Genomic DNA, 11,416 nt, shown 5'->3' with positions numbered 1-11,416 from the left:
TAAATTTTTGTTAACTAAAAGATGAAAAGTAATAGAAGGGGGAAATATGATTGATAGATGTAAGTAGAATGATAGAAATGATATAAAGATATAAAAGATTATCTCCTACTATATTTTATATATTCTTGCTAACAAGTTATTGATACTATTTTAATTAAGTATCCGCGTTATTTATTTAAAAGCTGGGATACGAATAAAAAGTTACACATTATGGACCGAGACTATATAGTTTCTTATTGATTGCAATATCATAAATCTTTTGTTGTTTAAATAAGGGTGAGTTAATTGAAGAAAAAAGTAAGACAAATTATAGAAGAACGCAAAACAGTTCATCTTGAAAATAGCTTTTTAATTGAAAAACATTGGGAATAACTTGCAAAACTATTAAGTAAAGATATTGAATGTACGATTAAGTTCCTCGATAGTGCTTCAGAAGAAGAAATAGAATGGATTAGCGAAGTATTTGAAGATATAAATTGTGGTACGAAAAATAAAGATTATGTGGCCTGTTTGAAACGTTTAGTAAAAAAATTCCCCAATTCAACAATAAAACCTTCTGTTGAAATAGCGGAAAAAATGATGCTTTAAATAAAAGCACATTATATAGTTGTTAAGAAGCTTATTTAATAAAACCTGTTGCTATAAAAGTGGACTTTTTGTTATTAATTGCATACTTTCATTAGCAGTCAAAAAATTATAAAAGATAAATCTCGACAAGCTCAAATCGAAGAAAAAATTGTCTTAAAAGAACAAGAAGTCAATAGGCCATTTATGTAACTTAAAGAATGTGCTATTTATCCAAAAAGAATAGATTTTTTATTCTTAATATTATAAAATTATTATTCAATTAAAGGACAACGTTAGTTAGGAAAGATGGTAACATCATGAATATTATGAGAAAAGAATCATTAAGAAAGGTTTTCTACGACGCTGAAGGAACAAACGTATTTGAAAATATAACTTTTCCGTATTATAAAGTTATAACTAGTACATAGAAGATATTGAATAGACACTTAAAAATAATAATCTTTTAACCTTAGGATCAGAAAGAGAAAACTCTATTCTTCACCTAATATGATGGTATAAAAAAGATTATTAGATAAGGTATACCTTTTTGTTAAAGGTTCACTTTTTTCACAATAGGGAGTAGAAGAACCTCATTTTGAACATATTTAAATAAGGCTCTTCTAATCTCATACTTTATGAAGCTCTATCGTATATTCTTATGTAATACTAAGGATATCGAACGGTGTACGATACTTATGTTTTCATGCTTTTTCCCGTTTGTAACAAATTAAAAAAAAGAATAGTATTGGGGCAAGAAATGATGGTAAATCAGTTATCATATGATAAGGTTTTGAAATACCTTACTCAATGGTAAGTTCTTTTGTAAGAGATATCTTTCTATGTTTTATTACTTAATGAAATTAACTTCCATGGTGTAAAATTATATATAATTAGTATTATTATAATATGGTATAATTTACATATTAATTAATTATGTGAGGAAGGGAGGGTATGACACAAATAAAGATAACGCTTGAGTGTTTGGAGTAGATAGAAAAGACAGGAAGAAGTACAAAGTGCATCTTAGAATGGATTTATAAAGAATTATATAATCAAACGGAATATATAACCTCTCAATGGAGGGGGATAACAAGCAAAATAAATTGCTAGCATAAGTGTGAATCCTAAGCCCAGGCATGGTTTGCATCGTTTAGAGAAGGGATTCACCAAGTATAAGTGTGAAGACTTTATGAGGATGTTCAAAAAACTTTTGAACAAAATTTGAAAGACTGGATAGAAAAATATGGAGAGGATGCAAGCGATGGGACAATTTCAAAGTAATTTTCAAACGGCAGAACAAATTGCAACGCAAATGGGAACAGCTTCTGATACGATTCAGAGTGCGACAAATAAATCCATTACCAAAGCGGAACGTACAACGCTATCTATTAACGCCAAGGCGCAAGAAGCGAATCAACAAGCTTTCGACTTAACCAAACAATTTTATAGCGCCTTTCAACAAGGAGTTAATGATATTCATTCTGTAGCCCAAGAGTTTGAACGTATGGATAACGAACTTCAAAAGAATTTTAATCATTCTCCTTTTATGAAAGATCCTTTAGCCGATATGACAACCTACGCAAACGCGAAAAAGTAGGAGGGAAAGATGAATCAAGATATCGAAAAACAAATCAATCAATTGAACTACAAATTAAGAAGTCTATCCCAAGAACAATCTCAAAATCAACGTGCCATTCAAAAGATTGAACAAACGGAAGCGGATTTTCATGAATGGAAAGGTAGAAGCCATCGTTTGTTTGATCACATATTCGAAACTTGGCACAATGATAGAGAGCTAAGGCAGTTCTTTTACAATACACAGCAAGATGCACGACAACTCGAGCGACAACTCACCTACGAATTGGAAGACCGAAAAGAAACGTTGCTAAAAGAGAAAGAAAACTTGAATGATCTAGAAAATGACCTTTACTATCAAAAGCAAAATTTAGCAAGGGAAGTGAAGCCATGAGTTTAAACATGTATTTAGGGGAAGTACAAGCTCAAACACAGAGTATGAATGCTATGTGCACTGCAACGATTCAAGGAATGGAACAGGCTATCAATTCGATTGACGCTTTTGTATTCGATGCTGTTTTGCAAGGGCAAACTTACGACAGTGCAAAAACATTCTTCGCTCAAACCTTCCGGCCTTTAGCGCAAGGAATCATTTATTTGTGTGAAGAATTAATTCGTCAAAATGATGCCTTTCCGAATGATTTCCAATCACAGGTAGCTTCGACGGATGTTATCGAACAAGAAATACGAGAACAAATGCAAGGGATTGACCAAACGAAAGCAGGTATTGAAGGAATTAGTAGTGCCCTTCCAGCTATGCAAGGTATGGTGAATATTTTTGATGCGATGAAACAAAAGTTACAAGAAAAATTAGACCATCTGCATCAATTCAATGCTACTTCTAGTAGTAATTATGATACAGCACTCCAACTAGCTGCGAGCATCGCGCAAGGTCTTGCGGAAGTTCAAAGTGGGAAAGGATTTAGTGCCGTCAGCGGTACATTTAGTACGCAAGGATTGAATATGGAGTGGACGGGGCCTATTCAGAAAATTACAGAAGATAAAGCTCGTGAAGTTGAAAGTTTAAATAAGGATTCTGAATCTGGTGAAGTAGACAAAAAAGATTCATTTTTAGGTATGACTGGTTTCAATTGGAAGGCACCAGTGGATGGAGCGGGGAATATCTTCGGAACAGTTTCAGGTGCAGCTGCAGTAGGGAATGTAGCTTATAAAGTACAGAATGGTTATGAGGTAAAATACGATTATGAAAGAAAAAATCCACGTGTCCTTGTAAGAGAGAGTTACGATTCTGTTAAAAACAATAAAAAAATTAATGGACGTCCTAGGGAGCATAGCATTTATTATTTAAATGATATCGAAACAAAAATGAAGAATGGAACTGCTACTAAGAAAATAAAAGAAGTGGATGCTCTTATAAAAAATACAGATGTGGGAAGTGCGTCTAAAATGGCTTTAAAGGATAAGCTTGGATGGTTTAGTGTAGCTATAGACTCATATACGGATACAAGTGAGAATATCAAAAATAATGAATCAAGTGATAAAATCGCAGGAGATATCATTGGTAATGTTGTTGTAGGAGGAGCAGTAACCGTAGGGGCAACGGCTCTTACAGTTATGGCACTTCCGGTAGCAGCACCAGTTCTGGCAGTCGCAGCAGTTGGGTTTATTAGTTCAGTAGCATTAACATATGCAACAGAAGGTGTGAAATGGGATGTTGATTTAGATGGTGATGGTGAAGATGATACTATTAAGGATATGGTGAAAACGGGTGCGAAAAAAACTTGGTCAACAGTAGCGGGGTGGTTTAATTAACATGAAAAAAAATATAGATTTTAATAAGAAAGCCTTTGAACGCTACATGGCTGTTTATCCTGTAAATAAGATAAGAGCCGAAGTAATTACCCTTGTACTTGTGCTGGCAGACACGCTGATTCTTTTGCCTGCTTTTGCGAATCCTTTTCGATTACTATATGTATATATAGTAGCTCCTCCAATTATCTTTTTGAATCTGTGGGGGATATGGATTATTATTAATCCTCGGAAACGACAATTACAATACATTCTATTTAGGGGAGTATTTGGCATCATATGTTCAGTAGGATTATTAATTATAACTCAAAAGTTTGCATATGAAGTTTTACAATTACAAACGCCAATTTATTTTATTTTTTCATTTGGTTTGTATAGTTTTGCTCTATATCATTATTCTAAAAGTCATATTAAAAAACTTCAGGAACCAATAAAGAAATCAAGTGTATGGAAAAAAGAGACTGGTAGTGTAAAAATAGCAGCTTTTGCAGCAGGATTTGGGCAGTTAGTTGCTAATATAATTCTTAGCATTGCAACACAACAGATGGGGGCAATTGTATTTATGTGTGCATGCACAATGTTTTCGTTTATTTTGTTTCATTTCATTATGGAACTTCATAGATATTATTATTTACGGAAGCATATAGAAGGTGGAGGGAAAGTACGTACAAGCTTTTAAAAAGAATTTGTTGAATTTTAAGTGTATAATCGCATTCCTCCTATAGTCGATTAAAGACTAGAAAAAATAGAAGGGAAAGTTAATCTCATGATTATGGAATTACATTTAGATAGCAAAGAGGTCTTTTTTCTATTTCGAATGATAGGGATGGAAGAAGTTAAAGGATTTGAAAATCCATACAAAGGCTATACATTAGAACAAATAGATCAAGAGTGGGAGGAAGTGAGAACAACTCTTCTAGAAGATGGAGTGTTGGAAGAAATAGACGGTAAACTCATCATTGAACCAAAGGCATTGTATTTTTTAGAGATTTGTAAATGCAATGATGCAGTTGTTAAACTTGAAATACAAGGTAAGGAACAGGATGTAGATTTATATTATTATATTTCATTAGAGAAACCCGCATTTATGATCCTTGAAGAAGAAAGAAATCTTGCTTCAAAAACTACATATGTTTTTACGCTAACAGAAGGATTGAATGAGTATATTAATACGATTGGAAGCTGGTTAGAAGATGCAGAAGAGCAGTCTATAAATATGAATGCGCGCATTCAAGGAGCGATATATGACCAATTGACTACGTTGTCTTCCAGCGTTCCGGTTGGAAGTCTAGAACAATTTTTAATAGAAAAAGAGGAAGTAACAAAGGAATTTGTGGAAGTATTTACATCATCATTAAAAAATTATGAATGTTTAGGTGAATATACTGTTTTTTTAAATGAAGATGGGAAGTACAATGAAAAAAATATAAGATTTTTAGTAGGTCCGGGTTATAACTGGTTCATGATCCAAAAACAAGATGAGTTAGAAGTGTGTAATTTAAAAGATACGGTATTTTTAGAAAGATTGTTTTTTGAAACAACAGGAATTACTATGACAGTTGGTTCAAAGCATCCCATGAAAGATAGAGTGGAAATAGGGATAAATAATACTTGATCGAAAACGACAGGATAGTTCAAGTGAGATTCTGCGCTATTAAAATAATACTTAAAAATATATAAACTGTATAAGGAAGGAAGGGAAATTATGCAATTTTCTAAAGAAAAGCTGTTACCAAATGGCTCTATTGTGCTGTTAAAAGGAGGAACAAAAAAGCTTGTAATTTACGGAAGAAAACAAATACTTATGGTTAAAAAACCTGTTATGTATGACTATGTTGGCTGTTTTTATCCAGAAGGATACATGAATCCTGATTATACATTTGTATTTAATCATGAGGATATTGAAGAAATTATATTTGTTGGTTTTGTAGATGAGGAAGAAGAGGCATTTGTAGGAATGCTTAATTAAATATGATCTAGAAACAGGGAAAGGAATCTATGGAGATTCCTTTTTTAATATATTAATGATATTCATTTGCATTTCGGAATTGAGTAGCGGTTTGCTGTTTCAGTAGGATTAACATATTTCACAGAAGGTGTGAAATGGAATTTTGATTTAGATGGTGATGGTGAAGATGATAGCATTAAGGATATGATGAAAACGGGTGCGAAAAAAGCTTGGTCAACAGTAGCGGGGTGGTTTAATGAACATGAAAAAAAGTATAGATTTTAATAAGAAAGCTTTTGCACATTATATGGCTGTTTATCCTGTAAATGAAATAAGAGTCCACGTAATTGGCCTTGTTCTTTTGGGGGCAGACGTGTTTGTTCTTTTGCCTGCTTTTGCGAACCCTTTTCGATTACTATATGTATATATAGTAACTCCTCCAGTTGTTTTTTTAAATTTGTGGGCGATATGGATTGCTATCAATCCTCGAAAACGACAATTACAATACACTCTATTTCGAGGAGTATTTGGCACCATATGTTCAGTCGGATTATTGGTTATAAATCAAAAATATGCCTATGAAGTGTTACAATTACAAACTCCTATCTATTTTATTTTTTCGGTTGGTTTGTATGGTTTTGCTTTGTACTATTTTTATAAAAATCATATTGAAAAACTTCAGGAACCAAGAAAAAAATCAAAATCGTCGAAAGGAACTGGTGGTGTAAAAGTAGCAGCTATTGCAGCTGGATTGGGGCAGTTAATTGCTAATATAATTCTTAGCATTGCAACACAACAGATGGGAGCAATTGTATTTATGTGTGTATGCACAGTGGCTTCGTTTATTTTCTTTTATATGATTATAGAACTCCATAAGTATTATTATTTACGGAAGCATATAGAAGATGGAGGGAAAGTACGTATAGGCTTTTAAAGAGAATTTGTTGAAATCGCATTCCTCTTATAGTCGATTAAAGGCTAGAAAAAATAGAAGGGAGAGTTAATTTAATGAATATGGAATTACATTTAGATAGCAGAGAGGTCTTTTTTCTATTTCGAATGATAGGGATGGAAGAAGTTAAAGGATTTGAAAATCCATACAAAGGCTATACATTAGAGCAAATAGATCAAGAGTGGGAGGAAGTGAGAACAACTCTTCTAGAAGATGGAGTATTGGAAGAAATAGACGGTAAACTCATCATTAAACCAAGTGCATTGTATTTTTTAGAGATTTGTAAATGCAATGATTCGGTTGTTAAACTTGAAATACAAAGTAAGGAACAGGATGTAGATTCATATTATTATATTTCATTAGAGAAATCTGCAGTTATGACCCTTGAAGAAGAAAGAAATTTTGCTTCAAAAACTACATATATTTTTACGCTAACAGAAGGATTGAATGAGTATATTAATACGATTGGAAGCTGGTTAGAAGATGCAGAAGAGCAGTTGATAAATATGAATGCGCGCATTCAAGTAGCAACATATGACCAATTGACTGAGTTGTCATCCAACTTTTCGGTTGGAAATTTAGAGCGATTTTTAATAGAAAAGGAGGAAGTAACAAAGGAATTTGCAGAAGCATTTACATCAACATTAAAAAATTATGAATGTTTAGGTGAATATACTATTTTTTTTAATAAAGATGGGAAGCACAATAAAAAAAATATAAGATTTTTAGTAGGTCCAGGTTGTAACTGGTTCATCGTTCAAAAACAAGATGAGTTAGAAGTGTGTAATTTAAAGGATACGGTATTTTTAGAAAGATTGTTTTTTGAAACAACAGGAATTACTATGACAGTTGGTTCAAAGTATACCATGAAAGCTAGAGTGAAAAGAGGGATAAATAATGTTTGGTCGAAAACGATAGGATGGTTCAAGTGAGATTCTGCACTATTAAAATAATACTTAAAAATATATAAGGCGTATGAGGAAGAGCAGGAAATTATGCAATTTTCTAAAAAAGGTTGTTACAAAATGGTTCTATTAAAAGAGGAGACAAAAAAGTCTGTGATTTACGGAAGAAAACAACTACTTATGGTTAAAGAACTTGTTATGCATGACTATATTGGCTGTTTTTATCTCAAATCCCGATTGTACATTTGTATTTAATCATAAAGATATTGAAGAAAATATAAGTATAGCTGTCGATAATGAAGAGAGTGTAGTGCTTTCTATAGTAAAACATACCTCTAAATAAATATTGCTAAAAACCATTGACAGAATATTAATGCAACCTCTATAATACAAAACATACTTACAAAAGAATTTAGCTACGTCATATAAATTGAAATATAATTGAGCAATGATGGGAATATAAGTAGTGCTTATCTCACTGTTTCAGAGAGCTGATGGAAGGTGCAAATCAGTACAAAGATAAGGATGAAATTCAATCCTGGAGCATTTTTTTCGAAGTAAAGGGTGACCTTTATGAGGAAAAGACGGTCAAATATGAGATCGTTAACAAAGTCGAGAGGCAGACTCAGTCTGCAACTAGGGTGGTACCGCGATATATTCGTCCCTACTGATACAATCAGTAGGGACTTTTTTATTATATGAAAAACATAATATAGGAAATGCAATGAAAGGAATACAGTAATACTTATTTCCCTGTTTCAGAGAGCTGATGGAAGGTGTGAATCAGTACATAAATAAGTGTGAATTTCAATCCCGGAGCATCTTTTTCGAAATAAGGGGCGACTTTTATAGAGGGAAAGACGGTCAATAGATCGTTAACAAAATGAAGAGGCAGACGTAAGTTTGCAATTAGGGTGGTACCGCGGTGTAAATCGTCCCTGTCATTTAGGACAGGGATGATTTTTTTTTATTAAGAGAAAACTACAATGGATTCTATTAAAATCTTTTGTAAAATAAAAAATTTTTATATAAAAATGAGAGGAGAAAATTATGGGATTACAAAAAAGGTTATTGCCGCGGCATGTCCGTTTGATGGCACTTGGAGGAGCAATCGGCACAGGTATATTTAAAGGGACTTCTGAAACAGTATCAATAGCGGGGCCAGCAGTTATTTTTTCTTATCTGTTTGCAGGGTTATTGTTGCTTGTGGTAATGAGTGCACTTGCGGAGATGGCCATCGCTTATCCAGGGATGAATATGAAAGGATTTATCCGTAAAGCACTTGGACCAAAAGTCTCATTCGTGATTGGATGGATGTACTGTTTCATGTTGTTAGTTGTATGTGTCATTGAAGTAATTGCTGCAGGAAGCTTTCTGCAATATTGGTTTCCATCTATGTCTTTATGGTCTTTAAGCTTTATTAGTGCAATTTTCATTGTGGCTATTAATTTTATGAATGTAAAGCATTACGGCGAGTTTGAATTTTGGTTTGCTGGAATTAAAATTACGATGATTGTTCTATTTCTTATTTTGGGCGGAGCTATTTTATTTGGAGTAATTCCAAGCAATGAAACACACTATATGCAAAACTACGTACAGCACCAGGGATTCTTCCCACACGGCTGGTCAGGAGTATTTTCCGCATTGTTAATCGTAATTTTTTCTTACGGTGGTTCCGAACTGATCGGATTGACTTTAACAGAAATGAAGGATACAGAGAAAGTATTACCTAAAGTGATTAAAGGAGTATTTTGGAGAATCGTATTATTCTACACACTTCCAATCCTTATCATTTGCGGATTAATTCCATGGAATGAAATTGGCAACCAAGCAAGCCCGTTTGTACAAGTGTTATCCGCAGTTGGATTTAAAGGATCGGCTCATATTATGAACTTCGTCCTTATTACAGCTGTATTGTCCGCGGCTAATTCTGGTATTTATGGCTGTACACGTATGCTGCATTCCTTAGCTGCAGAAGGGGAAGCACCGAAACAGTTTTCATATGTTGCAAAGAACGGTGTTCCAGTATATAGCGTAATCTTGAGCTCTATCGTTCTTATCAGCGGGACATTTGTCGCATACTTTTCACCTGACCGTGTTTTTGGGTATTTAATGGCAATTCCAGGATTTACAGTATCAGTGGTATGGATCAGCATATGTTTATCGCAGCTAAAACTTCGCAAAACATATACAAAGCTACCGCATTTTAAAGTATGGGGATTTCCATATGCAACTTTGTTTACTGCGATTACATTAAGTATTTGCTGCGTGGCGTTTACATTCAGCGATCAAAACCGAGCGAGTATTTTTATTTGTTTAGGCATTCTAATTATCTTAATTCTATGCTCTGTTTTTGTAGGCAAAAAGAAAAACGTATAGTAATACTACATTTTAAAGATAGATGAAAGGCAGACAGTTGTATGGTCTGCCTTTTTATTGTAAGAACATCTATAAAGTGAAACTTCCGTCAGTGGGGGTTTTCTTCATCCCCCACTGACGGAAAGCCCGCCCAATCGGGCTTTTACGGGCAGTTATCCCCCACCTATCTTCTTTGCTTCTCTCTGAATCTTGAGGTGGGGGTCTTACTGCTCGTTAATGCCGGATAAATGAGTGACCATTTTTACGGACATTTTTCTCTCCATAAGGTACACTTTATTAGGATCAATGCTTGAACTATTGGTACTGAATAATTGGGATTAAAATTGTAATAAATTTAAAATTAAGGAGCCTGTTATGACAATTATCGATAAATTAAAACTAACTAAATTCAAAAATATGGCCATAATCAATCAACCAAGTGACTACAATGTCTTTACTGAACAACAAATGACCCTTTCGAAAGAGCATGATGCGATTTTTATTTTTGTAGAAACACTTGATGAAATGGTTACACATACACAATCAATTCTTAATAATGAGCAGCTTTTGCTTGAAAAAAGCTATGTATTTTTCGCATATCCGAAAAAAGGGAATAAGCGTTATGAAACCTTTATTCACAGAGATGAAATGTTTCCAGCAATGAACGTTGGAGAGGACGGATATATAGGTGATAGCGATATCAAGTTTGCTCGTATGGTAAGCATGGATGACATTTTCACAGTTGTTGGTTTAAAGCGTGAAAAAAAGAAAGCAAAGAAAACATTGAATGCCAGCCAATGTGTTGCTGATTATGAGCACAATGTTAAAGATGTGGAAGCATTACTAGCCGATCATCCAAATGAACTTAAGTTTTACCAAAGCTTAACCCTTGGATATCAAAAAGACTGGGCACGTCACATATTCTCAGCAAAACAACAACAAACACGCGATAAACGCCATCAACAAATGGTTGATATCCTTTCACAAGGATACAAAACAATCGATTTGTTCCGTCGGAAGAAGAAATAAAGTGAAGCTTTTATTAGTGGGGATTTTCTTTATTCCCCACTGATGGTTAGTATATCACCATAACCTATCATTAACGGTAGTTAGTCTGCCTAATTTAAAAGGAGAATAAGCTCCTTTATTTTTTAAAAACATAGCATGTAAAAGAATATGAAATAATTATAAAAAGTTGGTGAAAACATGCTATTTGATTCTGAACGTATTATAGGATTCCCAGGCATGGGCGGATTACTAGGCATGGGAAAAGGTTTACTAGGCATGGGCAAGGGAGGATTCCCGGGCATGGGCAAGGGAGGATTTCCAGGCATGGGTATG

Annotated in this window: 12 protein-coding genes, 1 pseudogene and 2 other annotated features; all 13 genes and pseudogenes read left to right on the top strand. The window is 33.8% G+C overall.

Going from position 1 to position 11,416, the window contains the following annotated elements; all coding sequences use genetic code 11:
- Positions 1–1,828: 1,828 nt before the first annotated feature.
- Positions 1,829–2,098, top strand: a pseudogene (locus ACIGHG_RS01650) (TIGR04197 family type VII secretion effector); the annotation flags it as partial.
- 75 nt (positions 2,099–2,173) lie between these two features.
- Positions 2,174–2,536: a DUF3958 family protein gene (locus ACIGHG_RS01645; protein WP_396546859.1), complete on the top strand. Its 363-nt coding sequence runs from the start codon at positions 2,174–2,176 to the stop codon at positions 2,534–2,536.
- Positions 2,533–3,915 carry a T7SS effector LXG polymorphic toxin gene (locus ACIGHG_RS01640; protein WP_396546857.1) on the top strand — a complete coding sequence of 461 codons (1,383 nt, stop codon included), beginning with the start codon at positions 2,533–2,535 and terminating at the stop codon, positions 3,913–3,915. Before ACIGHG_RS01645 ends, ACIGHG_RS01640 begins: the two co-directional genes overlap by 4 nt.
- 1 nt (position 3,916) lies before the next feature.
- Positions 3,917–4,591, top strand: coding sequence for a hypothetical protein (locus ACIGHG_RS01635; protein WP_396546855.1), 675 nt, complete (start codon positions 3,917–3,919; stop codon positions 4,589–4,591).
- Between the two features lie 87 nt (positions 4,592–4,678).
- The gene (locus ACIGHG_RS01630) at positions 4,679–5,527 is read left to right on the top strand and encodes a hypothetical protein (RefSeq protein ID WP_396546854.1); all 849 of its coding nucleotides are present in this window, start codon (positions 4,679–4,681) and stop codon (positions 5,525–5,527) included.
- A gap of 90 nt (positions 5,528–5,617) precedes the next feature.
- Positions 5,618–5,881, top strand: coding sequence for a DUF4176 domain-containing protein (locus ACIGHG_RS01625; RefSeq protein WP_396546852.1), 264 nt, complete (start codon positions 5,618–5,620; stop codon positions 5,879–5,881).
- Between the two features lie 129 nt (positions 5,882–6,010).
- Positions 6,011–6,145, top strand: coding sequence for a hypothetical protein (locus tag ACIGHG_RS01620; protein WP_396546850.1), 135 nt, complete (start codon positions 6,011–6,013; stop codon positions 6,143–6,145).
- The gene (locus ACIGHG_RS01615) at positions 6,123–6,794 is read left to right on the top strand and encodes a hypothetical protein (RefSeq protein ID WP_396546848.1); all 672 of its coding nucleotides are present in this window, start codon (positions 6,123–6,125) and stop codon (positions 6,792–6,794) included. Before ACIGHG_RS01620 ends, ACIGHG_RS01615 begins: the two co-directional genes overlap by 23 nt.
- 74 nt (positions 6,795–6,868) lie before the next feature.
- Entirely contained in the window at positions 6,869–7,744 is an 876-nt protein-coding gene (locus ACIGHG_RS01610; RefSeq protein WP_396546846.1) for a hypothetical protein, read from the top strand.
- 63 nt (positions 7,745–7,807) lie between these two features.
- Complete coding sequence (locus tag ACIGHG_RS25660) at positions 7,808–7,972, top strand: DUF4176 domain-containing protein (protein WP_483861794.1); 165 nt, start codon at positions 7,808–7,810, stop codon at positions 7,970–7,972.
- Positions 7,920–8,060, top strand: coding sequence for a hypothetical protein (locus ACIGHG_RS01605; RefSeq protein ID WP_396546845.1), 141 nt, complete (start codon positions 7,920–7,922; stop codon positions 8,058–8,060). The genes ACIGHG_RS25660 and ACIGHG_RS01605 overlap by 53 nt, the downstream gene beginning before the upstream one ends.
- 96 nt (positions 8,061–8,156) lie before the next feature.
- Positions 8,157–8,386, top strand: a binding site (T-box leader).
- Positions 8,387–8,432: 46 nt separating this feature from the next.
- Positions 8,433–8,660: a binding site (T-box leader), on the top strand.
- 107 nt (positions 8,661–8,767) lie between these two features.
- Positions 8,768–10,096: an amino acid permease gene (locus ACIGHG_RS01600; protein WP_396546843.1), complete on the top strand. Its 1,329-nt coding sequence runs from the start codon at positions 8,768–8,770 to the stop codon at positions 10,094–10,096.
- 354 nt (positions 10,097–10,450) lie between these two features.
- Positions 10,451–11,104: a YdeI/OmpD-associated family protein gene (locus ACIGHG_RS01595; RefSeq protein ID WP_396546841.1), complete on the top strand. Its 654-nt coding sequence runs from the start codon at positions 10,451–10,453 to the stop codon at positions 11,102–11,104.
- Positions 11,105–11,416: the final 312 nt, after the last annotated feature.

It is taken from the genome of Bacillus sp. NPDC077411 (assembly GCF_044543425.1).
Taxonomy (GTDB): domain Bacteria; phylum Bacillota; class Bacilli; order Bacillales; family Bacillaceae_G; genus Bacillus_A; species Bacillus_A bruguierae.
The sequence above is the reverse complement of the archived record's forward strand: the minus strand, read 5'-3'. Positions and strand labels throughout refer to the sequence as shown.

Bases quoted from the DNA above. Each gene is read 5' to 3' on its own strand.
- ACIGHG_RS01645 (WP_396546859.1), top strand. From the start codon at position 2,174: ATGAATCAAGATATCGAAAAACAAATCAATCAATTGAACTACAAATTA.
- ACIGHG_RS01640 (WP_396546857.1), top strand. From the start codon at position 2,533: ATGAGTTTAAACATGTATTTAGGGGAAGTACAAGCTCAAACACAGAGT.
- ACIGHG_RS01635 (WP_396546855.1), top strand. From the start codon at position 3,917: ATGAAAAAAAATATAGATTTTAATAAGAAAGCCTTTGAACGCTACATG.
- ACIGHG_RS01630 (WP_396546854.1), top strand. From the start codon at position 4,679: ATGATTATGGAATTACATTTAGATAGCAAAGAGGTCTTTTTTCTATTT.
- ACIGHG_RS01625 (WP_396546852.1), top strand. From the start codon at position 5,618: ATGCAATTTTCTAAAGAAAAGCTGTTACCAAATGGCTCTATTGTGCTG.
- ACIGHG_RS01615 (WP_396546848.1), top strand. From the start codon at position 6,123: ATGAAAAAAAGTATAGATTTTAATAAGAAAGCTTTTGCACATTATATG.
- ACIGHG_RS01610 (WP_396546846.1), top strand. From the start codon at position 6,869: ATGAATATGGAATTACATTTAGATAGCAGAGAGGTCTTTTTTCTATTT.
- ACIGHG_RS25660 (WP_483861794.1), top strand. From the start codon at position 7,808: ATGCAATTTTCTAAAAAAGGTTGTTACAAAATGGTTCTATTAAAAGAG.
- ACIGHG_RS01605 (WP_396546845.1), top strand. From the start codon at position 7,920: ATGACTATATTGGCTGTTTTTATCTCAAATCCCGATTGTACATTTGTA.
- ACIGHG_RS01600 (WP_396546843.1), top strand. From the start codon at position 8,768: ATGGGATTACAAAAAAGGTTATTGCCGCGGCATGTCCGTTTGATGGCA.
- ACIGHG_RS01595 (WP_396546841.1), top strand. From the start codon at position 10,451: ATGACAATTATCGATAAATTAAAACTAACTAAATTCAAAAATATGGCC.